22 protein-coding genes are annotated in these 26,993 nt (G+C 54.5%); 7 read left to right on the top strand and 15 right to left on the bottom strand.

What is annotated here, in order from left to right; translation table 11 throughout:
• Positions 1 to 27: 27 nt before the first annotated feature.
• Complete coding sequence (locus tag K5L82_RS10930) at positions 28 to 960, top strand: D-2-hydroxyacid dehydrogenase (protein WP_223134182.1); 933 nt, start codon at positions 28 to 30, stop codon at positions 958 to 960.
• Here the strand turns inward: K5L82_RS10930 and K5L82_RS10925 are convergent.
• The gene (locus K5L82_RS10925; RefSeq protein ID WP_223134181.1) at positions 957 to 2,213 is read right to left on the bottom strand and encodes an OmpP1/FadL family transporter; all 1,257 of its coding nucleotides are present in this window, start codon (positions 2,211 to 2,213) and stop codon (positions 957 to 959) included. The genes K5L82_RS10930 and K5L82_RS10925 overlap by 4 nt on opposite strands.
• A gap of 212 nt (positions 2,214 to 2,425) precedes the next feature.
• Between K5L82_RS10925 and K5L82_RS10920 the strand changes: the two genes are divergently transcribed.
• Positions 2,426 to 3,748 carry a YihY/virulence factor BrkB family protein gene (locus K5L82_RS10920; RefSeq protein ID WP_223134180.1) on the top strand — a complete coding sequence of 441 codons (1,323 nt, stop codon included), beginning with the start codon at positions 2,426 to 2,428 and terminating at the stop codon, positions 3,746 to 3,748.
• A gap of 21 nt (positions 3,749 to 3,769) precedes the next feature.
• Here the strand turns inward: K5L82_RS10920 and K5L82_RS10915 are convergent, their stop codons facing one another.
• The 4 genes from K5L82_RS10915 to K5L82_RS10900 all read right to left on the bottom strand — a co-directional run bounded on the left by K5L82_RS10915 (position 3,770) and on the right by K5L82_RS10900 (position 8,359).
• Positions 3,770 to 4,807: an HDOD domain-containing protein gene (locus K5L82_RS10915; RefSeq protein WP_133004652.1), complete on the bottom strand. Its 1,038-nt coding sequence runs from the start codon at positions 4,805 to 4,807 to the stop codon at positions 3,770 to 3,772.
• 85 nt (positions 4,808 to 4,892) lie between these two features.
• Positions 4,893 to 6,122 carry a DUF445 domain-containing protein gene (locus K5L82_RS10910; RefSeq protein ID WP_133004653.1) on the bottom strand — a complete coding sequence of 410 codons (1,230 nt, stop codon included), beginning with the start codon at positions 6,120 to 6,122 and terminating at the stop codon, positions 4,893 to 4,895.
• A gap of 137 nt (positions 6,123 to 6,259) precedes the next feature.
• Positions 6,260 to 6,994 carry a 16S rRNA (uracil(1498)-N(3))-methyltransferase gene (locus tag K5L82_RS10905; RefSeq protein WP_133004654.1) on the bottom strand — a complete coding sequence of 245 codons (735 nt, stop codon included), beginning with the start codon at positions 6,992 to 6,994 and terminating at the stop codon, positions 6,260 to 6,262.
• A gap of 15 nt (positions 6,995 to 7,009) precedes the next feature.
• On the bottom strand, positions 7,010 to 8,359 hold the full coding sequence (locus tag K5L82_RS10900; protein WP_223134179.1) for an adenosylmethionine--8-amino-7-oxononanoate transaminase: 1,350 nt from the start codon (positions 8,357 to 8,359) through the stop codon (positions 7,010 to 7,012).
• 250 nt (positions 8,360 to 8,609) lie between these two features.
• Here K5L82_RS10900 and K5L82_RS10895 point away from each other — a divergent pair, with 250 nt between their 5' ends.
• The gene (locus tag K5L82_RS10895; RefSeq protein ID WP_133004656.1) at positions 8,610 to 9,098 is read left to right on the top strand and encodes a DUF2505 domain-containing protein; all 489 of its coding nucleotides are present in this window, start codon (positions 8,610 to 8,612) and stop codon (positions 9,096 to 9,098) included.
• Positions 9,099 to 9,180: 82 nt separating this feature from the next.
• Here the strand turns inward: K5L82_RS10895 and ovoA are convergent, their stop codons facing one another.
• The 8 genes from ovoA to K5L82_RS10855 all read right to left on the bottom strand — a co-directional run bounded on the left by ovoA (position 9,181) and on the right by K5L82_RS10855 (position 18,593).
• On the bottom strand, positions 9,181 to 11,343 hold the full coding sequence (gene ovoA, locus K5L82_RS10890; RefSeq protein ID WP_223134178.1) for a 5-histidylcysteine sulfoxide synthase: 2,163 nt from the start codon (positions 11,341 to 11,343) through the stop codon (positions 9,181 to 9,183).
• 134 nt (positions 11,344 to 11,477) lie between these two features.
• Complete coding sequence (locus K5L82_RS10885; protein ID WP_133004658.1) at positions 11,478 to 12,224, bottom strand: amino acid ABC transporter ATP-binding protein; 747 nt, start codon at positions 12,222 to 12,224, stop codon at positions 11,478 to 11,480.
• Positions 12,225 to 12,237: 13 nt separating this feature from the next.
• Positions 12,238 to 12,909 (bottom strand): amino acid ABC transporter permease, encoded by a 672-nt coding sequence (locus tag K5L82_RS10880; RefSeq protein WP_133004659.1) that lies wholly within the window; start codon positions 12,907 to 12,909, stop codon positions 12,238 to 12,240.
• A gap of 71 nt (positions 12,910 to 12,980) precedes the next feature.
• Positions 12,981 to 13,736: a transporter substrate-binding domain-containing protein gene (locus K5L82_RS10875; protein ID WP_223134177.1), complete on the bottom strand. Its 756-nt coding sequence runs from the start codon at positions 13,734 to 13,736 to the stop codon at positions 12,981 to 12,983.
• A gap of 217 nt (positions 13,737 to 13,953) precedes the next feature.
• A complete protein-coding gene (metF, locus tag K5L82_RS10870) occupies positions 13,954 to 14,823 on the bottom strand; it encodes a methylenetetrahydrofolate reductase [NAD(P)H] (protein ID WP_133004661.1) in 870 nt (289 codons plus the stop codon).
• A gap of 12 nt (positions 14,824 to 14,835) precedes the next feature.
• A complete protein-coding gene (gene ahcY, locus K5L82_RS10865; RefSeq protein WP_223134176.1) occupies positions 14,836 to 16,209 on the bottom strand; it encodes an adenosylhomocysteinase in 1,374 nt (457 codons plus the stop codon).
• A 60-nt stretch (positions 16,210 to 16,269) separates the two neighbouring features.
• Positions 16,270 to 17,460, bottom strand: coding sequence for a methionine adenosyltransferase (gene metK, locus K5L82_RS10860; RefSeq protein WP_133004663.1), 1,191 nt, complete (start codon positions 17,458 to 17,460; stop codon positions 16,270 to 16,272).
• Positions 17,461 to 17,591: 131 nt separating this feature from the next.
• The gene (locus K5L82_RS10855; protein ID WP_133004664.1) at positions 17,592 to 18,593 is read right to left on the bottom strand and encodes a metalloregulator ArsR/SmtB family transcription factor; all 1,002 of its coding nucleotides are present in this window, start codon (positions 18,591 to 18,593) and stop codon (positions 17,592 to 17,594) included.
• A 181-nt stretch (positions 18,594 to 18,774) separates the two neighbouring features.
• On the opposite strand from K5L82_RS10855, the gene tkt reads away from it, so the two are divergent.
• From tkt to fba, 4 genes are all read left to right on the top strand, one after another.
• Positions 18,775 to 20,775: a transketolase gene (gene tkt, locus K5L82_RS10850; protein WP_133004665.1), complete on the top strand. Its 2,001-nt coding sequence runs from the start codon at positions 18,775 to 18,777 to the stop codon at positions 20,773 to 20,775.
• Positions 20,775 to 21,806: a type I glyceraldehyde-3-phosphate dehydrogenase gene (locus tag K5L82_RS10845; protein ID WP_223134175.1), complete on the top strand. Its 1,032-nt coding sequence runs from the start codon at positions 20,775 to 20,777 to the stop codon at positions 21,804 to 21,806. Before tkt ends, K5L82_RS10845 begins: the two co-directional genes overlap by 1 nt.
• Positions 21,807 to 21,866: 60 nt before the next feature.
• Positions 21,867 to 23,027: a phosphoglycerate kinase gene (locus tag K5L82_RS10840; RefSeq protein WP_223134174.1), complete on the top strand. Its 1,161-nt coding sequence runs from the start codon at positions 21,867 to 21,869 to the stop codon at positions 23,025 to 23,027.
• A gap of 73 nt (positions 23,028 to 23,100) precedes the next feature.
• Complete coding sequence (gene fba, locus K5L82_RS10835; RefSeq protein ID WP_133004668.1) at positions 23,101 to 24,165, top strand: class II fructose-bisphosphate aldolase; 1,065 nt, start codon at positions 23,101 to 23,103, stop codon at positions 24,163 to 24,165.
• 115 nt (positions 24,166 to 24,280) lie between these two features.
• On the opposite strand, the gene K5L82_RS10830 is transcribed toward fba, so the two are convergent.
• Together K5L82_RS10830 and K5L82_RS10825 are read right to left on the bottom strand one after the other, a co-directional pair.
• Positions 24,281 to 25,441, bottom strand: coding sequence for an alpha-hydroxy acid oxidase (locus K5L82_RS10830; RefSeq protein WP_223134173.1), 1,161 nt, complete (start codon positions 25,439 to 25,441; stop codon positions 24,281 to 24,283).
• A 104-nt stretch (positions 25,442 to 25,545) separates the two neighbouring features.
• Complete coding sequence (locus K5L82_RS10825) at positions 25,546 to 26,796, bottom strand: flavin-containing monooxygenase (RefSeq protein WP_223134172.1); 1,251 nt, start codon at positions 26,794 to 26,796, stop codon at positions 25,546 to 25,548.
• Positions 26,797 to 26,993 lie beyond the last annotated feature (197 nt).

Below are 26,993 nucleotides of genomic sequence, written 5' to 3'. Positions count from 1 at the left end.
GTTCATCACTTGAGACAGGAGAAAAGTATGAAAGCCGTTTTTCTGGACGCCAGAACCCTTGGGGATGATGTGGATTTATCGCCCATTGAGACGGTGACGGGCGGATTGACCCGCCACGAACGCACCGCACCGGAACAGATTCTGGGCCGCATCCGCGGGTTCGATACCGTGCTGGTGAATAAAGTGGTGTTGGGGCGCGAGCACTTTGAAGCCTGCCCGGATTTGAAAACCATCGCAGTGGTGGCGACGGGGCTGAACAATATTGATTTGCAGGCTGCAAAGGAGCACGGCATTACCGTTCTCAACGTGACCAGCTACGGCCGCTCCACTGTAGCCCAGCACACCATGGCGTTGATTCTGGCGTTGGCAACTCGTTTGCTGGATTACAACCGGGATGCCCGAAACGGCACTTGGGCGCGCAGCGAAATGTTCTGCCTGATGGATCATCCGATCATGGAGCTGGAGGGCAAAACGCTGGGTATTTTGGGTTACGGAGATTTGGGGCAGGGCGTCGCTGAGCGGGCGAAAGCGTTTGGAATGGAGATCGTTCTGGGGTGCCGTCCCGGGCAGGAAGCCGGCAGTGTGGATGGCTATCCACGCATTCCGTTGGACGAGTTGTTGGCGCAGGCCGACGTGTTATCGCTGCATTGTTTGCTAACCGAAGAAACTCGCAATTTGATTGGTGAGAGAGAGTTAGGGCTGATGAAGCCTACCGCGCTGCTGATCAACACCAGTCGGGGTGGTTTGGTTGATGAAAGTGCGTTGGCAAATGCGTTGAGGCAGGGACAGATTGCCGGGGCAGGGTTCGATGTATTGACTGAAGAGCCTCCGCGCAACGGTAATCCGTTGCTGGCGGAGGATATTCCGAATCTGATCGTGACCCCCCACTCCGCTTGGGCCAGTCGAGAGGCCCGGCAGCGGATTGTGGGGATTACCGCGAAAAACCTCGAAACGGTTTAGAACTGGTAACCAACGCTGAAAGAAGCACCTACTTGGGTCATGCTCAGTTCAATCTCCTGACCAGGGCCCATCGGGTTATCTCCCCGGACGGTTTTACGAGGTGAGTAGAACGCCATGCCGGACATTTCCAAACTTTCGCTAAAGCGATGCGTGAAGCCGCCGGTGAAGTGCCACTCCTGAACGCCCGGGGCCAGAATGTTAAACAGCACTTCCTCGTCGGGGATTGGCTGTTCACCGTAGCTGACACCGGCACGCCAGGTTTGTGCCTGGTCTTGCTGCCACTGCCAGCCGAGTTTGACGATGGTCATGTCGTCCCAGCCGAAGCCGGCTCCTTCATCATCGCCCAAGCGGGCTTGCATCAGGTTCGGCATCATGGGGTTGCCAACACTGTTAATGTCGCTATAGCGGATGTGCTGCACATCTAGCAGAAGCCAGTGATCTTGAATGCCCGACCAGGCAATGCCGGCATTGAACATCTGAGGGATATCAAAATCGCCTTGTTCCGCAAACAAACCCTCGTACTGGTCGAACTCTTCCATTTCCAGAATGGTGCGCCAGCTTGCACCTGCACGAAGGGTTTCGGTTACTTGGCCCTGCCAGCCAATTTGAATGCCATAGCCCCAGGCGTCGTCTGTACCGTTGTCGGTTAGGGCATTAGGGTTGGACGAAAAGCCCGAGAAATTGCGTAAGCCTTCGGCTTTGAAACGCTGGTAGGCAATCAGCGGAGAAATGCCGAGAGCCTGGCCGTCCGAAAACTCCCACGACCAGGTCGGAGCAATGAAAACTTGTTCCAGATTAACCCCGGTTTTCCCTCCACCATAGGTGCCGCCATTGTCGCCGCTGTATTCGGTGTTCATGCCACCGTTGGCAAAAATGGACAGGCCCAAGCTATGGCCGTTGCCCAAAGCGCGATTGTAGCCAAAATGAGGGATAAAGAAGGCCTCGTTTTCACTGGAAACCGTGCCAGGCGCGAGATAAAAGGTCTGCGGCGTACTGGGCGCTCCACCTTCCACGGTATACTTCCGTCGAGGCGAGAAAACTTCTAGGCCACCGTCAATCCGGCTGCCCACAAACGCCATGCCGGCGGGGTTGGTTGCTGCTGCAATGCTGTCTTGCGAAAGCGCCGTTCCCGCTCCAGCCATGCCGGCATTGATGGTGCCGTATCCATGGCTCAAGTAACCGTTGGTTGCTGCTGCCGTGCCGGGCAGCAAAGAGGTGAGGGCAATAGTTGCCCACAAGCGGGAAGTGCGCATAGCAGTAATCCTTTGTCGATACATCAGACGGATATTAAAGCGATCGTTTTTACGCTATTTTGGTTATAAGTGGAAAGAACGAATCTTGATAAGAATATTCGCATTACGCCCCGGGGCGTGCAGAGGGGTGGCATTCAAAATGCGGAACAGCGGGTTGTTTACTGCCATCTGCCTGATAAGCTGTAGAAAAGACCAACAAAGTAGGATTCTACGTGGCGTCTACACAATTTAAGGAGCGGCTTCAGGCCGCAGAAGACTGGATTCTTTCTAACCCTAACCCACCGCAATCTTGGCCTTGGACATGGCTGTATAAGTCCGGTCGTTCATTGTACGCGTTAGTTCGGGATGTGGTCAGTGGCCAGCTCACGTTGCACTCCATGAGTTTGGTGTATACCTCGCTTTTGAGCATTGTGCCGTTGCTGGCGTTGAGTTTTTCTGTGCTGAAGGCGCTGGGCGTTCACCAGAAGATGGAGCCGTTTCTGTATCAGTTCTTTCAGCCGATGGGGCCGCAAGGGATTGAGATTGCAGAGCAGATTCTGGGGTTCGTAGATAACATCAAGGTTGGGGTTCTGGGGTCAGTGGGTCTGGCCATGCTGGTCTATACCGTGATTTCACTGGTCCAGAAGATCGAGCGGTCCTTTAATATGATCTGGCGCGTGCCGGATATGCGCTCTATGGCGCAGCGCTTCAGTAACTATCTGAGCGTGATCATGATTGGCCCGCTCCTGATGGTTTCCGCTGTTGGTGCAACTGCGACCTTGCTGTCGTCAGACGTGGCTCAAACATTGATGGCCATTGAGCCCTTCGGCTCGCTCATCGTTATTGCCACCCGTTTCACGCCCTTCTTCCTGGTGGTGGCCGCCTTCACGTTTGTCTATATCTTCATTCCTAATACCCGGGTTAAGTTCCGGTATGCCTTTATAGCGGGTTTGCTGGCGGGTATTTCGTGGCAAGCAGGGGGCATGCTCTTTGCCTCCTTTGTGGCCGGTTCGGCCAAGTACGCGGCCATCTACTCCGGTTTTGCGGTCGGGATCATTTTGTTGATCTGGATCTACCTGAATTGGATGATTTTGTTGCTGGGTGCCAGCTTGGCGTTCTACATGCAGAATCCCGGCTCTGTGGCGAAAAAACGAAACGTTCAAATGGCTCCGGAGCTGCAAGAGCGAGTCGCCCTTGTGTTGATGTGGATGGTCGCGAAGCCCTTCAGTCAGGGCGAGCCCGCGCCGCAGCAAGAAGCCCTGGAGCATGAGTTGCGGGTACCTGGCGAGGTCACGCGCCGCATCAGTGATAAGTTGATCAGGGCTGGTGTGTTAAGTCTGGCCGGGCGTAATGGCGATCAGTTGGTGCCCGGTCGCGCACTGGATCTGATCACGGTCGAGATGGTTTTGAAGGTGGTGCGCCGTGACGAAGACAGGGTGGTTGATCGCCTGCCGGCTAACGCCTTGCCCGCTCAGTTGATGGATCTGTCGTTCGGGCATGACGATGTCAGTTTTGCTGAGCTGCTCGGCAAAGGGGGTGATAGCGAAACGGACTAAGTCGCCGTTTGGCACCGGCCGCTAGGGTTCGTTGCCGCTTTCTTTGAGCATGGAGAGAACAGCCGCTCGAACTTGGTCGAGTTGTTGTGGGGAAATGTGCACAAGCTTCAGCAGATCTTCCTCCGCCAGGTTACGCTGCCGGGCATGACGCAAAACTTCCCGAGTACCCACTAACAGCCCATCCAGCAGCGGCCAGTTTTCCTGTTTAGGGGCTGGCCGTTCGGCCGATAACAGCCATGCGTGGTACTTCGGTGGCAACGCCCAAACATTAGCCAGCAACTGGCATGTGGCCCATTGATGCCTGGCCAGAGCCAGCCTGAGTAACGCAGGTTCCGGTTCGCTATCCAAATTCTCGGCTCTGCAGATGGCGGCAATCTCACGACGAATCGTGATGTAGGCCAAAGACGGTAGCAAACCCACCATGAAATGGGCGCTGGTGTCGTCGTTATGAATTCTTGCGATCATCTCTGCGGAGCGAGCGCAGGTCAGGCCCCAACGCCATGCCCTTTGTGCGAAGAGCGCTTCCGAGCTGTTTCTGGCTGCCATCATTGGGCGCATTACCGCCGCTGCAATCACGTTTCGGATGCCGTTCAAGCCGAGTACAAAAACCGCTTGGTCAACCGATTCGATAAGATAGTCTCCCGGCTTGAACTGCGGGCTGTTGGCTACCTGAAGCAGCTGATCGGTCAGTGACGGGTCACTCAAGATGATGTCGGTCAGATGTTTCCGATCTGTGGTTTCTGCAGACAGCGCCCGCATGAGCATGGGTAAGGTGCCAGGTTTGCGAGGCAACTCTTCCATGGCGTTGGTTTGCAAACGTCGTTCTAACTCGGCCAGCACTTTGTCAGAGCTGGATGAGTTTTTGTTAAGCAGGGCTGGTTGTGTGTCCAGAAGCCAACAAAATAAGTGCTCTTCCAGCCGCGGGGGAGGCTTGGCTTCGGTATCGTCGCTGGCGCTCAAGTTCTTTGCCGTGTTGTTGAACAGGCGAGTTTCTTGCGCAGCGTGCGCGGGCTGTTTTTTCGAGAACAAGCCTGAAACCCAGGAGAAAAATCCTGGCATTCATTGCCTCCGGACAGGTATGTCTTGAGTGATTGTTCTTGTGAGTATAGATATGTGCAGCTTCTCTGCACAGTATTCCTTCGTTTTACAGCAAGGTATCACCGAAAATAAAGATCAGCTGGCCGATACCGGCCGCCATCCCGAGGAAAGCGCCAACCAGGATCAATTTGATTTCATCTTCCTGGAAACAGGGGCGTAACAGATCCTGAAACTCTTCGGAGGAGAGGGCGATCATTCTTTCCACCATAATGGATTCAACCGCGCGAGCCCGATCTTGTTCAAACGCGGGGTTGTCGAAGGAGCTTTGTGAAATAGTGATGGCTTTCTCACCGACATGATTTTTCATGGCAGCAAATCCGGTGGGACCAAACGCCACTTGAGTAAATGCTTTTCCCATGCCGGCGGTTTCGTCGACCAGCGGTTTAATGTGTTTTTTCACCATGTTGCGGGCTCGGTCACCTTTGGGGCCTTCAAGGATTCCTTGAATAATGTTGCCAACGGTGAGGATCTCGTGAGTGACGATGTGACAGAAGGAATGGGCCACTTCAGGCTGGCGTTTGAGAAAGAGGCCCTGGATCTTGAGTGGTCCGATTTTGTGTTGTTTCAAGGGGCGGAAGATAACGTTCAGGGCGATCCAGTTGGTGGCCCAGCCGACCAGGAGACCAAAGACCGGAAGTACCCAGATAGCTGGATAGAGATACCAAACAGCCATCTGGATAAGGCCGAAGAGAAATCCAAAGTACATGCCAGAGTTGATGATGAATCGAAACTCCACGTCGCCACATTCCAGAAAGATGCGGTTTAGTAGCCGTTTGTCTTTGGCCAGACGGTCAATCACCATGCCTTTGATATCGAGCAGGTCTTCGATGTTGGTGGCGATGTCTTGCACCAAGTTGTCGACCAACTGCGGGGTAGCTTTTCTGACTCGCTCGTAGACGAGTTTTCGTGCCGAGGAGGGCAGATTTTCCCAGAAAGTGGGGTGTTCTCTGAGCATGAGCTCGTCGACGTATTCTTCAACGCGCGGATCGACGGTGTAGATGATGTGCGCAGCGAGTACGTTCGGATCGATTTGTTCGAAGATCTCTTGAACAGTGCCGATTTTGGAAATGGTGGCATCGACGCTGATGGCGGCCATTTTTCGGGCTTTCGAGGGAATGATGCCTTGCCAGCCTAGTAGGGGAGGCTTGCCGATGAATTCCAGCGGGTAGAAAGTCATTTTGATGGCAAGCCAGTTGGTGCCCCATCCTATAAATGCAGCGATTACAGGAATGCTGAGGTATTGCCAGAATTCCGGGTTAGAAAATAAATCTGTCATCCTGAACTCGCATCGTCAGTTGTTGTTGCCAGAAGGGATTCGGCTGGCTTTAGATCAGCTATGAATGATGTGGAGCGCAGCAGGTTCTGTCAATGACTGAGTTGCCGATAAAATTGCGTTTCGTGGTCATGAAACGGTTAACCGCCGATGTCTCCCCACAGCCACTGGCAAAGCGCCATGGCGGCAACCGGCGCGGTTTCTGTGCGCAGAACCCTGGGGCCAAGGGCCACCGGCAGAAAGCCGCTTTGCTCGGCTTGGGCAATCTCGTCGGCGGTTAATCCGCCTTCAGGCCCAATCATCAGCGCAATGTTGGCGGGTTTGGCGAGCGTGTTCAAAGATTGCTCCGTTCGATGATGCAGTACCAGTCGCAGATCGCAGGCCTGGCTGTAGGCCAGCCACTCCTGAACTGACATCACTGGCAATATCTCTGGTACCTTCGCCCGGCCACATTGTTCGGCAGCGCTGATCGCAACCTGCTGCCAGTGGCGCAAGCGTTTTTCTTCACGGTCGCCTTTCAGTTTCACGTCGCTGCGTTGGGTACTCAGCGGCACAATGGTCGTGACGCCCATTTCCACGGCCTTCTGGACGGCGTAATCCATACGATCACCTTTCGACAATGTTTGCCCAAGGGTGATATCAAGCGGCGACTCCGTTGAATTGTTCTGATGGCTCAGAACTTCAACGGTGACGTTCTTTTTGCTGGCCTGAGTGATGGTGGCGCGGTAATCGCAACCGTCGTTATTGAAAAGCTGAAGTTCGTGCCCTGGTTGCATGCGTAGTACCCGGCCTACGTGATTCGCTGCGTTTTCGTCGAGTTCACATTGGCTGCCGACGCTCAGGAGGCTGTCGGTGAAAATTCTGGGTATACGCATGGGGCTCGGTGCTCCTTAGCCTTTTACGGCGATGTCGATGCCTTCAGTAGCCACCTGAGCCAGATGACGAATCTGGTCTTCAGTGATGACATAAGGGGGCATGAAATATACCACGTTACCTAATGGACGTAGCAGGGCCTCGCGCGTCAATGAGTGTTGGTACACTTTCAGGCCACGGCGTTCTTGCCATGGGAAAGGTGTCTTGGATGCCTTGTCTTTGACCATTTCAATGGCCAGCGTCATGCCGTGTTGGCGGATGTCCCCTACATTGGGGTGGTCGGCCAAATGCGCCACTGAGTCGGCCATGCAGCGGGACAGCTGACGATTCTTCTCAATGACATTGTCGTCCCGGAAGATGTCCAACGTGGCCAGAGCAACGGCACAGCCTATAGGGTTGCCAGTGTAACTGTGGCTGTGCAGGAAGGCTTTCAGTGTTTCGTAGTCGTCGTAGAATGCGTTGTAGACAGTATCGGTGGTCAGGACCACGGAGAGGGGAAGATAACCCGCTGTCAGACCTTTAGACAGGCACATGAAGTCCGGCGTGATGCCGGATTGTTCGCAGGCAAACATCGTGCCTGTGCGGCCAAAGCCGACGGCGATTTCATCGGCAATTAAATGCACGCCGTAGCGATCACAGGCCTCACGCAGCTTTGTATGGTAAATCGGGTGATGCATGCGCATGCCTCCGGCGCACTGGATCAGCGGCTCCACCACAACGGCGCAGATTTCATCGTGTTTTTCAGCCAACAGCTTTTCCATCGCCTCGAACTGACGCAACGCGTACTCTTCGTCGGTTTCGCCGGGCTCTGCGTTGTAGGCATCCGGGGAAGGGGCCGTGATCACTTCCATCAGCAACGGCTGGTATGTATCTTTATAGAGCCCGACATCTCCGAGCGCCAAAGCGCCCAGTGTTTCACCGTGATAACTGTTGCCCAGGTTAACGAAGTTCTTTTTGCCCGGCTGGCCCAGATTCTTCCAATAATGAAAACTCATCTTAAGCGCAGCCTCGATGGCCGATGATCCGTTATCGGCATAGAAGCATTTGTTGAGGCCTTCCGGCGTTACCTCAATGAGTCGTTCTGACAGGTTCACGACCGGTTCGTGAGTGAATCCAGCAAGAATGACGTGTTCCAGCTCACTCACCTGCTGTTGAATCGCCGCGTTGATTCTGGGGTTTGAATGGCCGAAAAGGTTGACCCACCAAGAGCTGACCGCGTCGATAAACCGGTTGTTCTCGAAATCTTCCAACCAAACACCTTCGCCACGTTTGATAGGGACAAGCGGCAGGGTTTCGTGGTCTTTCATCTGGGTGCAGGGGTGCCACACAGATTTGAGGCCGCGGGCGACAAGATCAGCATTACGCATAGGGCGGAGCTCCAGTAGGGCAGTCGTCGTAAGATCAAAGTTGTTAGCTGTTAACCAAGGTTGATAATACAGTTAACAGCGGCGACTGACCACCGCCAAACTTTGCAGGGTATTTTCTGAAAAACCAGCCAAAAAGTGCCCGAATGTGATCTGATCGTTCTGGCCTCCTTGCCAAAGCGCGCCGCCCTCTGGGCCAATGCTGTAGATCCTGCGTGTCGCAACAATAGCGTCATCATACGATGGAGGATTTATGGAACTTACTCTTGAGCATTCATACGATGCTGGCTTGGATCACGTGATCAGCCAGTTTTTTTCAGAAGAACTCATTCTTGCAAAGAATGAGAAAGTGGGTGCTCGCAACGTAAAAGTTGTCGATGTTAAAAAAGACGATGCTTCTGGAAAGCTGGTTGTCGAGCGCGAAATGACCGCATCCACTGAGGTGCCGGGAGTGCTCGCGAGTTTTCACCGAGAGTGGAACGAAATCCGTCAGGAAGAGCATTGGGTCAAGAAGGACGACGGCGAATGGCACTGCGAATTTCGTGTGAAGGTTGAAGGTGTCCCTGCCAAGATCAAAGGCGTTATGCGTGTTCAGGGCAATGGGGATCGCTGCATTAACTACATCAACATCAACGTGAAGTCTGATGTACCTTTTTTAGGTAAAAAGATTGCGCGCTTCCTGGCGGATGACACCCGTACCAAGATCAATGAGGAGCACGAGGCCATAGTGTCTTTGCTTTGAAGGCGATATTGAGCCTGCCTCCGTTATAGGGGCAGGCTCATCATGTATTGACGAGCCGGAAGGCCTGGCCCGCCAATCTCGCTTACCGCGGCCGTCGTTCCCAAAGGGTCACTTCCGATAAGGTATGTTGGAACTTGTGCTGGGTCTCGCGGATCACAAAGGGCACCTTCTCTGGCGCCTGTATGAGTCGAAAATTCGGGGTCAATAACTCTTTCAGACCGTCTAAGGTGGTGTAATCTTCACCGTCTTTTTTGAATCCCCCGATCCACTCTTCTTTCGGAGTGTGTTCTTCCATCCAAGTATAGGGTGAGGCGATTAGCAGAACACCACCGTCATTGATGCGTTCGTGGATACTGCATAGGAATTGTTTCGGCTTGTAGAGCCGGTCGATGAGATTTGCTGCCAATACGAGATCATACCCCGTGTGGTGGGGCTTGAGATTACAGGCATCGCCTTGCTGAAAGGATACTCTGTTTGCGGTCTTGTCCAGCCCCAGGTCTTTAAGGGAGCGGGTATGGTAACTGACCAGATCGCCTTCTTCCGTTCGTGCATAGCGCACGGAGCCCTGTTCGGCCATCTCAGTGCCTAGCCGAATAAAGTTGGCCGAAAAATCGACACCATCCACGGCATCAAAATGTTTGGCTAACTCGAAGCTGGCGCGACCGCAGGCACAGCCCAGGTCCAAGGCTTTTCGGGCAGGCTTTCCCGCCATGGCTTCGAGCGCACGCTCAGACAGAGCCAAGGGGAAATTGCGAACTCCGTGCCAGGAGTCACCGAAGTGGAATTCAGCGTATTCGGTTAGCAAACGGTCGCTTTCATAGTAGGCATCGGGTTGCGCGACTTCAGTGTCGGACGAGACATAACGAAAGCCCGCGTGCTGAAAGAAGTGCTTTCTAAAAGCGTAACGGGCGGACAAGCGTGCTTCATTACCGCACGAAGCCCAAGAGCCCCCCTTCATCAGGTTGTGTTGGCCGTCAAACGTGGGGGTGGTGAAGTCATCGTAAAGGGGATGCACTTTGAAGCCGTCGAACGGATAAGTCGGCGTTTCAGTCCACTGCCAGACATTGCCCACTACATCGAACCATTCGCCATGGCGAAACCGTGTGACGGGGCATGAAGACGCGCCGTGGTCAAGATGCAGATTGGCGTTGGCTGGCCGTTCTGATATTTCGTTAACGCCAGCTTCTGAACATAGCCGGTACCACTCATCTTCGGTGGGCAGGCGAATGGGCTGGCCAGTCTGCTCTTTCTTCCAGTTACAAAAGGCTTTGGCTTCGTGATAGTTCACTTCGACGGGCCAATCCCAAGGCATTTCAATTTCTTCAGTCATCAAGCGCAGGTGCCAACGATTCCGCCAGCGCCAGAAAGTCGGGTGCTTGGCTTGGCTAAACTGACGCCAGGCTTGGCCTTCTTCCGTCCAGTATTGACTTTCCTCGTAACCACCGTCTTCTACGAATGCCAGATACTCTTGGTTACTGACCAGATACTGACTCGCTTTGAACTCATTCACGGCAGCATGATGTTCCCCGTATTCGTTGTCCCATCCATAGTAGACGTCGTCATGGGATTTACCGATATCTACTGTGCCGGCGGGAACCGTCATCAAGCTGTTTTCCGGCGCTTCTCCGGTTTCGCGAATCGGTAACCATTCTGCTTGAGGCCGAACATTGTCCAGTTCATGCTGGCGGATTAGAACCGAACTTGTTTCAAGGTGAATTCGTTCGTGTTCGATGCCCATTACGATGGGCCACCAAGGGTTGTCCCAGGTAACAGGGATGTTCAGGGGCAGGGTCTCGATCAGGTTGAGTACGGTGCTACGTACCTTGGCACGATACTCAAAAACGGCTGAGGCGCTAGGCCAATCGTAGTGATCTTCGTCTAAGTCATCCCAGCTCATTTCATCGACACCTACAGCAAAAACAGACTCCATGTAGGGATCAATCCGCTCAGGTAAGAGCTTTGCCAAAACCAGTTTGTTCACAAAAAACGTGGCGGTGTGGCCCAGGTAAAAAATGAGCGGATGCCGCAGCGGAATGGGTTTTTGGTAGAAAGCAGAATCGTCCGCCAAGCAGTTGAACAGTCGGGTGTAAATATCAAAGGTATTGGTAAAGTACTGTGCAATTTCCAGTCGTTTTTGCTCGACATCGTGTCCATCGAGTTTGGGTGTTCGGAGCAGCGATAAGGAAGTTTTTTCCGATTCAGGGGAGCCTGCTGCTGAAAGATCTTCGTGTGGGGGCTTGCTCATTTAGGACACGTCCTGTTTGTTGATGCCATTTATTCAATTCTTGAATTCACAGGAGAAACCCCCCGGCCTCATTGATTTACGAGCTTTTGAGACCGGTGGATCAATGTTGACGGGCTTTCTTTGGCCGCTGGGTTCTAATGCGCCAATACCCGGGATAAGAACGCTTGCGTCCTTTCGTTTTGCGGGTTGTCGAACACATCTGACGGTTTGCCTTCTTCGACAATCTGCCCTTCATGAATGTAAATAACCCGGTCAGCCACTTCACGTGCGAAGCCCATCTCGTGGGTGACCACCATCATGGTCATGCCTTCTTTGGCCAGCTCCCGCATAACATCCAGCACTTCACCGATCATTTCCGGGTCAAGCGCGGATGTCGGCTCATCGAACAGCATCAGCCTGGGTTCCATGGCCAGTGCCCGGGCAATGGCGACTCGTTGTTGCTGCCCACCTGAAAGCTGATTTGGGTATTTGTCGGCTTGGTTGCCAATGCCGACGCGCTCCAGGAGCCGCTCAGCCGTGGCGTTGGCCACAACCTGCGAGGTGCTTTTTACCTTCATGGGGGCGAGCATGATGTTTTTTCTCACGGTTAGGTGAGGGAACAGATTGAACTGCTGAAACACCATGCCTACTTCTTTGCGGATCTCTGCCAGTGTTTTCTGGTTGCCGCCCTTTGGGGCCAGTGCTTGGTTATCAACGCTCAAGGTGCCAGATTCGTACTCTTCCAAGCCGTTTACGCAGCGGATCAGGGTAGATTTACCGGAGCCACTGGCACCGATGATAACCACCACTTCGCCTTGTTCAACGGTTAGATCTATATCTTTAAGGACATGCAATTTGCCGAAATACTTGTTCATGCCCTTCATCGTGACTATCTGAGTCATGGTTCGAATTCCTTCAGACGGATGCAAGGCCGCGGCGTTCCATCAACCGCAGAACCAGAGACAAGGACAAGGTAATCGCCAAATACATCAGCGCCACCACAAAATAGACTTCAAAGGCGGTAAAGGTGTTGGCTATATAAACTTGACCCTGACGAACCAGTTCGCCGACACCGATGACCGAGAACAGTGAGGTGTCCTTGATGCTTACGATGGCTTGGTTGCCGAGAGGTGGGATCATGCGCCGGAATGCTTGCGGCCAGATAATCGACCAGAATGTTTGTGTGCGTGATAACCCCAATGACAGGCCCGCTTCACTTTGGCCTTTGGCAATGGACTGTACACCGCCCCGAACCACTTCCGAAATATAAGCGCCCGAGTTTAGAGCAATGGCGGCAATACCGGCTGTGAGCGGGTCGATGGGGCCGCCGACTAGATCGGGCAAACCGTAGAAGATGAAAAGCACCTGCACGAGAATGGGCGTGCCGCGAAATATTTCGATGTAAGCGGTGGCCGGCCAGCGCAGAAACCATTTTTTGTTAATGCTGAGCAAACCGAAAATAATGCCCAGAATAAAACCGATGGCAAGGCCACCGAAGGAAATCATTAGGGTGTAAGGAATGCCCTTGGCGAGATAGGGTATGGCATTTATTGCTGCCTGCCAGTCAAATTGAAACTGGAATTCCACAGTGTGTGTCTCCGTTGGGTTGGGAGGAACCGGTCAGGGCGTTGTGCACCCTGACCAGAACGAGTGGAGGTTTATTTGTCTTCAGGCATCGGCCCGAACCATTTTTCATAAATGGTTTTGTAGGTGCCGTCTTCTTTGATTTCAGCCAACGCTTCGTTGACCGGGCCAACCCATTGGCTGCCTTTCTTCAGAGCAATGCCGTACTGCTGGCCTTCGTAAAGTGGGCCAACGGCTTCGACTTTGCCTTTGCCTTTGGTGCTGGCGAAGTAGCCGACGTTCGGTGCATCGTAGAACACCGCATCAATGGCGCGGGACATCAGCGCCATGTACATGTCGGAGCTACCCGGATAAGGGGTTACGCCGTCATCATCGTCGAGGGATTTCATCAGATAGTCGTAGCTGGTGCTACCGATTTTGGTGCCGATTTTCTTACCTTCAAGATCGGACATGTCATCCATGTCGGCGCCCGAACGAACCAGAATTCGGAGACCGGAGTCGTAATACGGGTCGGAGAAATCAACGATCTCGCCACGCTCTTCGGTAATGGTGATACCCGCGATGGCGATGTCTACGTTGCCCGTTTGGAGGGCAGGAATAATGCCGTTGAAGTCCATGGTGTTCAGGTCGTAGTCAAAGCCAGCCCGCTCAGCTACCTCTGCGATGATTTCCATGTCAAAACCGACCATCTCGCCGGTCTCCTGGTCCATCATTTCAAATGGAACGAAACTGGGGTCTGTAACCACTCGAAGTGTCTCTGCACTCACCGACGTTGCGGCCACGGATAGTGCCAAACCTGCGCCCAGTGTTTTTAGCCATTTGCTGCTCATGCTTTCTCCTAAGTCTTGTTTTGGTTCCTTCTGCCCGATAAGACAGACCACGATGACGCAGGGTTGTGTCTACGCATCACGGGGAACGTTAATGGGATTGCATCGAATACACTTTAGACTAAAAAACGAGGAGTTTCAGGTGATCAGGAGGGATTAATCGGGAGAGTAAAATAGATTAACTCTCTCCCGGGGTGGGAGAGAGCGGATTGAGAAAAGATCAGAAGGAGATTTTTTCCCGGTCGGTAATGCCCAAATTCTTCCAGATCGAAAGACTAGGTTCGGTCTGGTTCAAGGTATAAAAGTGCAATCCCGGGGCGCCGGCCTTAAGCAGGTCTTCGCACATTCGAGTCACGACTTCTTCACCAAACTTCCGGATGCTGACCGTGTCGTCGCCGTAAGCTTCCAGCTGCTTGCGGATCCAACGCGGAATTTCAGCGCCGCACATGTCGGAGAAGCGCACCAAGCTGGAGAAATTGACGATGGGCATGATGCCCGGCACCACCGGGATAGTGATGTTCATTTTCTCCAGGCGGTCGATGAAATAGAAGTAGCTGTCCGCGTTAAAGAAGTACTGGGTGATCGCACTGTTGGCGCCAGCCTGTACCTTACGGGCAAAGTTCTTTAAATCATCCTCCGCGCTGCGAGCCTGCGGGTGGAATTCCGGGTAGGCAGCTACTTCGAGGTTGAAGTGATCCCCGCTGTGTTCCCGAATAAACTCCACCAGCTCGTTGGCGTAACGCAGTTCACCGGAAGCTCCCATGCCAGAAGGCAGGTCGCCGCGCAGGGCAACAATCCGGTTTATGCCGTTCTTTTTATACTCGTCCAGCAGCTCGCTGATCTCTGCGCGGCTACCACCCACGCAGGACAAGTGTGGTGCTGTGGAAATGCCCTGTTGATGCAAATTCAGCACAGTTTCTATGGTGCGGTCCCGGGTTGAGCCGCCGGCACCGAAGGTGACCGAGAAAAAATCCGGGTTCACCTCGGCGAGCTGATCGCGAACAACCTGAAGTTTTTCTTTGCCCGCATCTGTTTTAGGCGGGAAAAACTCGAAGCTGAAGCGACGTTTAAATTGTTTTTGGGATTGCATGGTTCTGTCCGCTTAGTACCTGTATGTTTCCGGCTTGTATGGGCCTTCGACCGGCACGCCGATGTACTTGGCTTGGTCCGGAGTCATTTTGGTGATCACGCCACCGAAGCCTTCAACCATGGCGCGAGCGACTTCTTCGTCCAACTGCTTAGGCAGTACCTGAACGTAGATGCCTTTGGCGCGGGCGTCTTCCGGCAGGTCGGCAAACTTGCGTTCGAACAAGTACATTTGTGCCAGTACCTGGTTGGCGAAAGAGCCGTCCATGATCCGCGACGGGTGACCAGTTGCGTTGCCCAGGTTCACCAGACGGCCTTCCGACAGCAGAATCAGGTGGTCGTTAGTGGCCTTGTCGCGGTAGATCAGGTGTACCTGCGGCTTAACCTCGTCCCATTCCCAGTTCTTGCGCATGTAAGCGGTGTCGATTTCGTTGTCGAAGTGGCCGATGTTGCACACCACGGCGCCGCTCTTCAGGGCTTTCAGCATGTTGGCATCGCACACGTTAACGTTACCGGTGGTTGTTACCAACAGGTCGGTGGTGCCCAGCAAGTCAGTGTTGATGCCTTGCTCAGTGCCGGTGTTGATGCCATCGATGTACGGAGAAACGACTTCAAAACCGTCCATGCAAGCCTGCATCGCACAGATTGGGTCTGCTTCTGTGACCTTTACGATCATGCCTTCCTGGCGCAAGGACAGAGCAGAACCTTTGCCCACATCGCCGTAGCCGATAACCAGCGCTTTCTTGCCAGACAGCAGGTGGTCGGTGGCACGCTTGATGGCATCGTTCAGGCTGTGGCGGCAGCCGTACTTGTTGTCATTCTTGGATTTGGTCACGGAATCGTTGACGTTGATCGCTGGGATCTTCAGGGTGCCGTCGCGCAGCATTTCCTGCAGGCGGTGAACGCCGGTGGTGGTTTCTTCGGTGACGCCGTGACAATTGGCAATGATCTGGGGGTATTCTTTGTGCAGCAGTTCAGTCAGGTCGCCGCCGTCGTCCAGGATCATGTTGGGTTCCCAGCCGTCTACGTCTGCACCAACGGTCTTGTGCAGGCACCACTCGTATTCTTCGTCGGTTTCACCTTTCCAAGCGAAGACAGGAATGCCCTGAGCGGCGATAGCGGCAGCGGCTTGATCTTGAGTAGAAAAAATGTTGCACGAAGACCAGCGAACGTTCGCGCCCAGCTCGACCAGTGTTTCGATCAACACGGCGGTCTGGATGGTCATGTGAATGCAGCCCAAGATATTGGCGCCTTTCAGCGGCTGCTCGGCTTTGTATTTTTCGCGCAGCTTCATCAGTGCGGGCATCTCGCCTTCTGCGATGTGTACTTCCTTGCGGCCCCAATCGGCGAGGGCGATATCGCGTACTTTGTAGTCGTCGAAGTTGCTCATAAATATTCTCCGGTTAGTTCTGTGTCGGCGCATGAGATCGCTCATGCGCCTGAAATTGGTTTAGATGCCGGCGGCGTCTTTCAGCGCAGCTGCTCGGTCGGTCTTTTCCCATGGGAAGGCGGTGAAGGTTTTGCCGCCAACGGTCATTTCGTATGGGTCACGGCCAAAGTGGCCGTAGGCTGCGGTTTCCCGGTACATCGGGTGCAGCAAATCGAGCATGTTAGTAATGGCATAGGGGCGCAGATCAAAGTGTGCGCGTACTAGATCAACGATCTTGTCATCGCTGAGCTTGCCGGTGCCGAAGGTGTTCAAAGAGATAGATGTTGGCTGGGCCACACCGATGGCGTAGGACACCTGAATCTCACATTTGTCGGCCAGACCGGCAGCAACGATGTTTTTGGCAACGTAGCGGCCCGCGTAAGCGGCAGAGCGGTCAACCTTCGAGGGGTCTTTGCCGGAGAAGGCGCCACCACCGTGGCGAGCCATGCCGCCGTAGGTATCTACGATGATTTTACGGCCGGTCAGACCACAATCGCCTACCGGGCCGCCGATAACGAATTTACCAGTCGGGTTGATGTGGAACTGGGTATCTTTGTGCAGCAGCTCTGAAGGCAGAGTTTGCTTGACGATCAATTCCATTACCGCTTCTTTCAGGTCTGCCTGGCTGACGTCCGGATCGTGCTGAGTAGACAGTACGATGGCATCAATGCCGACCACTTGGCCGTTTTCGTAGCGGCAGGTTACCTGGCTCTTTGCATCCGGGCGCAACCAGGGCAACAAGCCGCTCTTGCGCGCTTCAGCCTGGCGCTGAACCAATCGGTGCGAGAAGGTGATCGGTGCCGGCATCAATACGTCAGTTTCGTTGCTGGCGTAGCCGAACATCAGGCCTTGGTCGCCGGCACCCTGATCTTCCGGCTTCTGGCGATCAACGCCTTGAGCGATTTCGACCGACTGTTTGCCGATTATGTTGATCACGCCACAGGTATCGCCGTCGAAGCCAACATCTGAAGAGGTGTAACCGATGTCTTTGATCACACCGCGAACCAGATCTTCCAGATCAACCCAGGCGCTGGTGGTGATCTCACCGCCGACAATGGCTACGCCGGTTTTTACCATGGTTTCACAGGCAACGCGGGCGTGCGGGTCGTCCGTCAGGATGGTGTCCAGGACGGCATCGGAGATTTGATCCGCAAGTTTGTCCGGGTGGCCTTCAGAGACCGATTCGGAGGTAAAGATGTTGTAGTCAGACATACGTGTGTCCTCTGTGAGCGTTGTCAAATTCGTGCTGGCGACCGGCCAGCTCTTTTTGTGTTTTTGGAAGGTAAGTAGTAGTACTTACTTCTATATCAATTTATTTAGATATTCCGTGATGTGTGTGCGTTTTAGGCTCTTTTGGTGGTTTTCCAAAACTCCCGAACCTGAATCTGGAAGCCGTTCCGCAGCCCGATAAACAACTGTTCTCCGGCGTTCAGGCCAGCGTCGGCTGCCCAGGCGGTGAGCTCTTCCGGCTCGAAACCCAGCCAAAGATCACCGCAGTTTTCTTTTGCCCAATCCTGATCGTGGCTGCACAGATCGCTGATGATGAAGCAGCCGCTGTTGTTCATCAGAGCTGCGGCATCCAAAAAGATGTCTGCCGGGCTGGGGACGTGGTGCAGCACCATGTTGGCAACAATCAGATCAAAAGCATCGCCGCTTGCCAGGATTGTGTCGGTCACGCCTTCAATCAAATCCACGTTGTTCAGCCGGCTCTCAATGCAGGTGCGGGTGGCCTTGGCGAGCATGTCTTTACTGTTGTCCAGGCCCACCGTGTGCTCGAAAAGTTCCGACAAAACGGGCAAGAATCCACCTTCGCCCGGTCCGATTTCCAGTACGCTCTGCCAGTTTTGTTGACTTACCCTTTTACGGATGAGTTCGGCGGTTGGATCGGCATACAAATCAAAGGCGGCAATCAGTTCTTGCTGCTCCCGGAACTGGGCTGAGTGGCGTGAGAAAAACGCCTGCGACTGTTCCGCGCGCTGTGCCCGAATGGCCTCGATTTTTTCGGCCAGCTCTGTGGGTAACGGAATACGGTCGACCGTTTCAAAAATCTGCCTAATCGCCTGATCTGCCAGTTTTACGCTGTCCAGGTGCAGCGGCCGACGGTAAAAAATGGCGTTGCCTTCCCGCTGGGACTCAAGCAAACCGGCTTTGTGCATCACCTTCAGGTGGTGGCTCATGCCGGATTGGCGCATATCAAACAGTTGGCTCAACTCAAGTACGCCGAAGGTGTCCCGGCGCAGCACTCGCAGAATTTCAAGGCGCAGAGGATCACCGCTGGCTTTGAAAATCGGTGCCAGAGTCTCTGCGGAGGAAGCTTCGAGTGCGTGGGTGTTGAGTGATGTCATGGGGGAGAAGTGTAGGGGGGTTCGGTTGATCGATCAATAGCCATATCAATTTTTTTTGATATAGATTTATTCTCGTCTGAAATTTGCCCCCGGATACCGTAATCGGCGAAAATACGCGCCTTCTTTTTAAGCAGTTTTTGCAGCTTGAAGTCTTGTCCTGAAAAACACTGGAGAATTGTCAATGCCGTCTCGTAAAGATCTCGCCAACGCCATACGCGCGCTGAGCATGGATGCGGTTCAGAAAGCCAAATCCGGCCACCCGGGTGCGCCCATGGGAATGGCAGATATCGCCGAGGTACTGTGGAACGATTACCTGAGCCATAACCCGGCTAACCCGCAATGGGCTAACCGTGACCGCTTTATCTTGTCTAACGGCCATGGCTCCATGCTGCAGTATTCCTTGCTGCACCTGAGCGGGTACGACGTATCGATTGATGACATCAAGAACTTCCGTCAGCTGCACTCGAAAACACCGGGGCATCCGGAGTACGGCTACACCCCAGGTGTAGAAACTACCACTGGCCCGCTGGGTCAGGGTATTGCAAACGCCGTTGGCTTCGCGTTGGCCGAGAAAGCGATGGCGGCTCAGTTCAACCGTCCCGGTCACGACATTGTTGATCACTACACCTATGCGTTCCTGGGCGACGGCTGCCTGATGGAAGGTATTTCTCACGAAGTAGCGTCTCTGGCCGGTACGTTGGGCTTGGGCAAACTGGTGTTTTTCTACGACGACAACGGCATTTCCATCGACGGCGAAGTGGAAGGCTGGTTTACCGACAATACTCCGCAGCGTTTTGAATCCTACGGCTGGCAGGTTATCCCGAACGTGGACGGCCACGACGCCGACGCGATTCGTGCCGCCGTTGAAGCGGCTCGTGCGAACGCCGAGCAGCCAACGCTGATTTGCTGCAAGACCATCATCGGCTTCGGTTCCCCGAACAAACAGGGCAAAGAAGATTGTCACGGCGCCCCGCTGGGTGACGATGAAATCGCTCTGACCCGTGAAGCGTTGGGATGGAAGCACGGTGCGTTTGAAGTTCCTGACGACATTTACGCAGCATGGAACGGCAAAGAGAAAGGTGCAGCAGCTGAGAGTGACTGGAATCAGAAGTTGGCGGCCTACGAAAAAGCTGAGCCGGAATTGGCTGCTGAATTCAAGCGCCGTATGGCGGGTGAGCTACCAGCAGACTTCGCTGAAAAGGCACAAGCCTACGTTCAGGAATGCCAGGACAAGGGCGATACCATCGCTTCCCGTAAGGCTTCCCAGAATGCTCTGAATGCCTACGGCCCAATGCTGCCGGAACTGATGGGCGGCTCTGCCGACTTGGCTGGTTCCAACCTGACCATTTGGTCTGGCTGTAAAGGTGTGACCAAAGACGACGCTTCTGGCAACTACATCTATTACGGTGTGCGCGAGTTCGGCATGGCCGCCATCATGAACGGTATGGCCCTGCACGGCGGCTTTGTTCCATACGGCGCCACCTTCCTGATCTTCATGGAGTACTGCCGTAACGCTGTGCGCATGGCCGCACTGATGAAGCAGCGTACTATCTTCGTATTTACCCACGACTCCATCGGTCTGGGCGAAGACGGCCCGACCCACCAGCCGATTGAACAGCTGGCCAGCCTGCGCACCACACCGAACATGAGCACCTGGCGCCCGGGGGATGCTGTTGAATCTGCCGTAGCCTGGAAATCTGCCCTGGAGCGTAACGATGGCCCCACGGCCATGGTGTTCTCTCGCCAGGGTCTGCCGCATCAGGACCGTGATGCAGAGCAGCTGGCGAACGTTGCCAAAGGTGGCTACGTCCTGTCTGACAGCGAAGGTACACCTGAGCTGATCCTGATTGCCACCGGTTCCGAAGTGGGGCTGGCGCAAGACGTGGCCGGTCAGCTGCGTGAGCAGGGCAAAGCCGTGCGTGTGGTTTCCATGCCGTCGACGGACGTATTCGATGCCCAGAGCGCGGAATACAAGCAGCAAGTACTGCCGCTGGAAGTGACTAACCGCATTGCTATCGAAGCCAGCATCGCTGATTACTGGTACAAGTACGTTGGTCTGGACGGCCGGATTGTGGGCATGACCACTTTCGGGGAGTCGGCACCGGCCGGTGAGCTGTTCAAGGAATTTGGCTTCACCGTCGAAAACATCCTGGAAGTAGCTGCTGAACTACTGGACGCTTAATGAACCACTCAAAGCCTTTTCGGATTGCTATCAACGGGTATGGCCGTATTGGCCAGTGCGTGTTGCGGGCATTATATGAGAACGGCTTTCGCGACCACCTGCAGGTGGTCGCGATTAACGAGTTGTCGGACATCGACACTATTGCCCACCTGACCAAATACGATTCCACCCACGGGCGGCTCAATGGAAAGGTGGCAGTAGAAGGTGATGATTTGGTGGTGAACGGCGACCGCATTCGCGTGCTGCGTCATCCAGACCCGGAAGATCTGCCTTGGCGATTGCTGGACGTGGATTTGGTACTGGAATGCTCCGGAGCCTATTCGGATCGCGCGACTGCGGAAAAACACATCGCCTCGGGCGCCAAACGCCTACTGTTCTCCCAGCCGGGTGAAACCGATGTGGATCGAACCGTTGTGTTTGGTATCAACGACCAGGCTTTGACCCCGCATGATGTGATTGTGGCGGCCGGTTCCTGTACCACCAACTGCCTGGTGCCAGTGATCAAAGTGCTGGACGAGGCCTTCGGTGTGGAGCAGGGCAGCACCACCACCATTCACGCTGCGATGAACGACCAGCCCGTGATCGACGCATACCACCATCAGGATCTACGCCGTACTCGAAGTGCGTTGCACAACATCGTGCCTGTCGACACCGGGTTGGCTCGTGGCATTGAACGGTTATTGCCGCACATGGAAGGCCGCTTCAGCTCCGTTGCCATTCGAGTGCCCACGCTCAACGTGTCGGCCATCGATATGGTGGTCAACGTGCGCGAAACCACCGATGTGGCTACGGTAAACCAGCTCTTGAAGCGTTCAGCTCAAGGGCCGCTGGAAGGTATTCTCGACTACACGGACGAGCTGCTGGCCAGTTCCGACTTCAACCACGACTCCCATTCAGGCGTGGTCGATGGCGGACAAACACGAGTAACCGGCGGCACGATGGTAAAGGTGCTGTGCTGGTTCGATAACGAATGGGGCTTCGCCAACCGAATGCTGGATGTAAGCCAGAGTTGGTTGCAGAGAGTGAATTAACGCCCCTCTCTCCCCAACCCCAAATATTAATGACTGAATCCATAACTACGGACCTTGATTATGGCCATCAAAAAAATGACTGACCTGAACCTCGCCGGCAAGCGGGTTCTGATTCGTGAAGACCTGAACGTACCGGTAAAAGACGGCAAAGTATCCAGCGATGCCCGCATCCGTGCCTCGTTGCCTACTATCAAAGCAGCGAAAGACGCCGGCGCGAAAGTCATGCTGATGTCCCACCTTGGCCGCCCGGAAGAAGGCGTTTACGACGAAGCGTCTTCCATGAAGCCGGTCGCCGATCACCTGTCCACTATGCTGGGGCAGGAAGTGCGTTTGATTAAAGACTACCTCGATGGCGTTGAAGTGGCCGATGGCGAAGTGGTTCTGTTTGAAAACGTTCGCTTCAACAAAGGCGAAAAGAAAGACAACGAAGATCTGGCTAAGCAATATGCCGCTCTGTGCGACATCTACGTGATGGACGCCTTCGGCACCGCACATCGCGCCCAGGCGTCCACCCACGGCGTGGCCAAGTTTGCTCCCGAAGCCTGCGCCGGCCCGCTGCTGGCGGCTGAGCTGGATGCACTCGGTAAAGCGCTGGATAACCCAGCCAAACCGGTTGTGGCCATTGTGGGCGGCTCCAAAGTCTCCACGAAGCTGGACGTGCTGAACGCCCTGGAAACAGTCTGCGATCAGATCATCGTAGGCGGCGGCATCGCCAACACCTTCCTGGCGGCTGCCGGCCACCCGGTTGGAAAGTCTCTGTGCGAGCACGATCTGATCGATACCGCCAAAGACATCGCCAGCCGTGTGCAAATCCCGCTGCCGGTTGACGTAGTGGTTGCCAGCGAATTTGCCGAGACCGCCACCGCAACGGTTCGAAACATCTCCGACGTAACCGCCGACGACATGATCTTGGACGTAGGCCCGGAAACTGCTGGCCAGTTCGCCGAGTTGCTGAAGAATGCCAAAACCATTCTCTGGAATGGCCCGGTTGGTGTATTCGAATTTGACCAGTTCGGCAATGGCACCAAAGCCCTCGCCGAAGCCATCGCACAAAGCGATGCCTTCTCACTGGCCGGCGGCGGAGACACCGTGGCAGCCGTTGACAAATACGATATAGCTGACAAGATCTCCTACATCTCAACTGGCGGCGGTGCCTTCCTGGAATTCGTAGAAGGCAAAACCCTGCCGGCAGTAGCTGTATTGGAAGAGCGCGGACAGTAAGTTTTATTAAGCCGCCAGTTAATGGCGGCGAAAGCAGAATCCCAACATCAAAAGTTAACGAAGGAGACAACCCATGGCCCTGATATCGCTGCGGCAACTTCTGGACCACGCCGCCGAGCATGGTTACGGTGTGCCAGCCTTTAACGTAAACAACCTCGAGCAAATGCGCGCCATCATGGAAGCCGCCGACAAAACCGATTCCCCGGTTATTGTTCAGGCTTCCGCTGGTGCTCGTAAATACGCCGGTGCGCCTTTCCTGCGTCACCTGATCCTGGCCGCCATCGAAGAATGGCCGCACATCCCGGTCGTTATGCACCAGGACCACGGCACCAGCCCGGCCGTATGCCAGCGCTCCATCCAGCTAGGCTTCAGCTCCGTCATGATGGACGGCTCACTGGGTGAAGATGGCAAGACCCCGACCAGTTACGAATACAACGTAGACGTGACTCGCCGTACTGTAGAAATGGCGCACGCTTGTGGTGTTTCTGTAGAAGGCGAACTGGGTTGCCTGGGTTCTCTCGAAACCGGCCAGGCCGGTGAAGAAGACGGCATTGGCGCCGAAGGCACTCTGGACATGGAGCAGATGCTGACCGACCCGGAAGAAGCCGCAGACTTCGTGGCGAAAACCCACGTAGACGCGCTGGCCATCGCCATCGGTACCAGCCACGGTGCTTACAAGTTCACCCGTCCGCCGACGGGCGACATTCTGGCGATCGAGCAGATCAAAGCGATCCACAAGCGCATCCCGGACACCCACCTGGTCATGCACGGCTCCAGCTCCGTACCCCAGGAATGGCTGAAAGTGATCAACGAGTTCGGTGGTGAGATTCCGGAAACCTACGGTGTACCGGTTGAAGAAATCGTTGAAGGCATCAAGCACGGCGTACGGAAAGTAAACATCGACACTGACTTGCGCTTGGCAAGCACCGGTGCGGTTCGTCGCTTCATGGCGCAGAACCCGGCCGAGTTTGACCCGCGTAAATTCCTGAAGGCCACTATGGTAGCGATGACCGACATCTGCGTTGCTCGCTACGAAGCTTTCGGCTGTGCCGGCCAGGCCAGCAAAATCAAGCCGTTTAACCTTGAACAAATGTTCGAGCGTTATGAGGCTGGCGAACTGGACCCTAAGGTTAAGTAAGCCTGCTGTACAACAGCCCCGGGTGTTTTGTCCGGGGCTGTGATTTCCCGCCTTGAATACCCTCTCCGAAACGCATTTTCAATTCCAGTGCCCGCGACAAGTTGCAGCGGTACGCTTAACAATTGGATATCCGATTATCCTTGAAAAGAATTGTTTGATCGACGTTTTGTATATCGGTTTTACCGCAAAACGCCATCGAAAGGTCGAGTTCGTTTCTGATGATCTGCAGTGCTGTCGTCACTCCTTTTTCGCCAAGGGCTCCCAATCCATAGAGCATGGCGCGGCCGATGTAGGTTCCTTTTGCGCCTAGTGCCGTTGCTTTGAGAATATCTTGGCCGGAGCGAATGCCACCGTCGAGGTGGATCTCAACTTGCTGACCAACGGCGTCGACAATGGCGGGTAGCGCGGAGATGGAAGAGGGGGCGCCGTCCAGTTGTCGGCCGCCATGGTTAGAGACAACGATGGCATCCGCACCGGCTTCAACTGCACGCCGGGCATCTTCTGGGTCGAGAATGCCTTTGACGATCAGCTTGCCGCCCCAACGTTTTTTGATCCATTCGACATCTTTCCAGGACAAGGTTGGATCAAATTGCTCTTCAGTCCACTCCACCAGTGATGCGATATTGTCGACCCCCTTGGCATGACCAACGATGTTGCCGAACTGCCGGTTTTTGGTCGTGAGCATGCCCATGCACCAACTGGGTTTGGAGGCAATGTTCAGGATGTTGCTCAGGGTCGGTTTTGGCGGGATGGACAGCCCGTTTTTTGTATCCTTGTGCCGTTGCCCGAACACCTGCAAGTCCATGGTGATAACCAGTGCCGAGCACTTGGCGCGGCGTGCGCGTTCAATCAGGTCGGCGGTAAAGCTGCGATCCCGGGTGACGTATACCTGAAACCAGAAGGGGTGTTGCCCCGTTGCTGCTGCCACTGCTTCGATGGAGCAGATGCTCATGGTCGAGAGGGTGAAGGGGATACCGAATGACTTTGCTGCCCGTGCAGCGAGGATTTCGCCGTCGGCATGCTGCATTCCGGTCAGGCCGGTTGGTGCAATGGCAACCGGCATGGAGACTGGCTGGCCAAGCATAGTGGTTTCGGTCGTGCGCCGGGTGATGTCGCAGGCTACGCGTTGCCGAAATCTGATGTGTTGAAAATCCGTCTCGTTGGCACGGTAAGTGGATTCGGTCCAGGAGCCACCATCGACATAGTCGTAGAACATGCGTGGCACGCGCTTTTTCGCCAGCACTCGCAGGTCTTCAATGCAGGTGATCTCAGCCATAGATTGGCGCTACCTTTTGAAGCGTGGATAAAAACAAGCCGCTAAATCATGCGGATACAGCGGCTTGTGTTTGACGGGCTGGTGCAATCGCCTTTAGTGGGAGTTCAAGGCTTCTTGTAATTCATGTAACCGTTTTGAATGACGATGTGGTCGGCGATGTATTTTGCGTCATGCCAGACCCCGTAAATAAATGAGGAAGCACGGTTGACCAGGTTCGGCAGGCCGAGAAAGTAGATGCCACTTTCGGCGCTGATGCCTCGTTTGTGGAATGGCTGACCGTTTTCATCGAACGCATTCACCTGCAGCCAGCTGTAATCAAGCTCGAAGCCTGTTGCCCACAAAACGGTGGTGATACCAGCTTCTTCGGCGTTCAGGCTAAGGATCGGCTGTTTGAGACAGTCTGGGTCTGGCAGCAGTTCCCAGGCTTCAGGTTCTGTCGGGAAGGACAGCCCGTTCTGTTCGATGTAGGCGTCGGCCTCACGCAGAACATCAAAATAAGCCTCGTCACCGTCGGCGATATTTTTAGTCAGACCCTCTCGGAATTCGAGCACGCCCTCGTTCCAGGATTTGGTGATTCCTACAAGATTGACACCCATATGAGCCAGTCGGCGGAAGTCCACGGTACGACCACCTTCGTAGCCACTGACTGCAAACGCCACATGCTGTTTTTTCGGTGTGATCTTGACTTCATCCCACAGGCCCAGAGCTCCGAGCCACCAGACATAGTCACGGCCGCGGTAAGAGCGGGGCGGGCGGTAATGCTCACCGACCGAGAGGTAAACTTTCTTGCCGGACTGCCGCAACTCTTCAGCGATCTGAGTGCCGGAGGCACCCGCTCCCACAACCAGCACAGCACCTTCGGGCAGTTGTCCCGGGTTTTTGTAGCTGGAGGAGTGCAGCTGATGGATGCCGCTGCTCTCGGGAATGATGTTCGGATATCTGGGGCGCTGGAACGGGCCGGTAGCGGCCACGACATTGTCGGCTTCGAAGATGCCCTCTGAGGTGGTTACGGTGAAGCCGGGGCGACCCTCGTTGTGCACAACCTTTGTGACATTTACGCCGGTGCGAACAGGAGCGTTCAGCATTTTCGCATAGTCTTCAAAGTAATCCGCTACACGCTCTTTCGGGGGAAATGCCTCCGGATCCACTCCTTCAAATTTCAGGCCGGGAAAACGGTCATGCCAGGCGGGGCCATTAGCTACCAGTGAATCCCAACGCTCTGAGCGCCAGCGTTCCGCGATCCGGCTGCGCTCAAGTACCACGTGGGGAACGTCCATCTGGGACAGGTGTTCGCTCATGGCAATTCCCGCTTGTCCCGCACCGATCACTAAGGTATTAATTTTTTCCACTGACATGTGAATATCCTAAAGGTGGTTGCTCCTGACTATTTGGCCGATGTGCTCTGTATCGCCAGCCGTTCGGAAAGGCCTGGACAGTCAGAGTACATCTCGCATCGACAGGTAAAGTTTGAGCAAAGCCGCCGCTGTTGAACATCATGCAATTCGAAGCCAGAGCTTAGGAAAAAACAAACCGTGTTTTCCCGGTTTCTGTG

It is taken from the genome of Marinobacter sp. AL4B (genome assembly GCF_019916045.1).
In the GTDB taxonomy this organism is placed as follows: Bacteria; Pseudomonadota; Gammaproteobacteria; order Pseudomonadales; family Oleiphilaceae; genus Marinobacter.
The sequence above is the reverse complement of the archived record's forward strand: the minus strand, read 5'-3'. Positions and strand labels throughout refer to the sequence as shown.

Excerpts from the sequence above, each read along its gene's own strand:
- K5L82_RS10930 (WP_223134182.1), top strand. The coding sequence starts at position 28 with ATGAAAGCCGTTTTTCTGGACGCCAGAACCCTTGGGGATGATGTGGAT.
- K5L82_RS10925 (WP_223134181.1), bottom strand. The coding sequence starts at position 2,213 with ATGCGCACTTCCCGCTTGTGGGCAACTATTGCCCTCACCTCTTTGCTG.
- K5L82_RS10915 (WP_133004652.1), bottom strand. The coding sequence starts at position 4,807 with ATGCCAGGATTTTTCTCCTGGGTTTCAGGCTTGTTCTCGAAAAAACAG.
- K5L82_RS10910 (WP_133004653.1), bottom strand. The coding sequence starts at position 6,122 with ATGACAGATTTATTTTCTAACCCGGAATTCTGGCAATACCTCAGCATT.
- K5L82_RS10905 (WP_133004654.1), bottom strand. The coding sequence starts at position 6,994 with ATGCGTATACCCAGAATTTTCACCGACAGCCTCCTGAGCGTCGGCAGC.
- K5L82_RS10900 (WP_223134179.1), bottom strand. The coding sequence starts at position 8,359 with ATGCGTAATGCTGATCTTGTCGCCCGCGGCCTCAAATCTGTGTGGCAC.
- K5L82_RS10895 (WP_133004656.1), top strand. The coding sequence starts at position 8,610 with ATGGAACTTACTCTTGAGCATTCATACGATGCTGGCTTGGATCACGTG.
- ovoA (WP_223134178.1), bottom strand. The coding sequence starts at position 11,343 with ATGAGCAAGCCCCCACACGAAGATCTTTCAGCAGCAGGCTCCCCTGAA.
- K5L82_RS10885 (WP_133004658.1), bottom strand. The coding sequence starts at position 12,224 with ATGACTCAGATAGTCACGATGAAGGGCATGAACAAGTATTTCGGCAAA.
- K5L82_RS10875 (WP_223134177.1), bottom strand. The coding sequence starts at position 13,736 with ATGAGCAGCAAATGGCTAAAAACACTGGGCGCAGGTTTGGCACTATCC.
- metF (WP_133004661.1), bottom strand. The coding sequence starts at position 14,823 with ATGCAATCCCAAAAACAATTTAAACGTCGCTTCAGCTTCGAGTTTTTC.
- ahcY (WP_223134176.1), bottom strand. The coding sequence starts at position 16,209 with ATGAGCAACTTCGACGACTACAAAGTACGCGATATCGCCCTCGCCGAT.
- metK (WP_133004663.1), bottom strand. The coding sequence starts at position 17,460 with ATGTCTGACTACAACATCTTTACCTCCGAATCGGTCTCTGAAGGCCAC.
- K5L82_RS10855 (WP_133004664.1), bottom strand. The coding sequence starts at position 18,593 with ATGACATCACTCAACACCCACGCACTCGAAGCTTCCTCCGCAGAGACT.
- tkt (WP_133004665.1), top strand. The coding sequence starts at position 18,775 with ATGCCGTCTCGTAAAGATCTCGCCAACGCCATACGCGCGCTGAGCATG.
- K5L82_RS10845 (WP_223134175.1), top strand. The coding sequence starts at position 20,775 with ATGAACCACTCAAAGCCTTTTCGGATTGCTATCAACGGGTATGGCCGT.
- K5L82_RS10840 (WP_223134174.1), top strand. The coding sequence starts at position 21,867 with ATGGCCATCAAAAAAATGACTGACCTGAACCTCGCCGGCAAGCGGGTT.
- fba (WP_133004668.1), top strand. The coding sequence starts at position 23,101 with ATGGCCCTGATATCGCTGCGGCAACTTCTGGACCACGCCGCCGAGCAT.
- K5L82_RS10830 (WP_223134173.1), bottom strand. The coding sequence starts at position 25,441 with ATGGCTGAGATCACCTGCATTGAAGACCTGCGAGTGCTGGCGAAAAAG.
- K5L82_RS10825 (WP_223134172.1), bottom strand. The coding sequence starts at position 26,796 with ATGTCAGTGGAAAAAATTAATACCTTAGTGATCGGTGCGGGACAAGCG.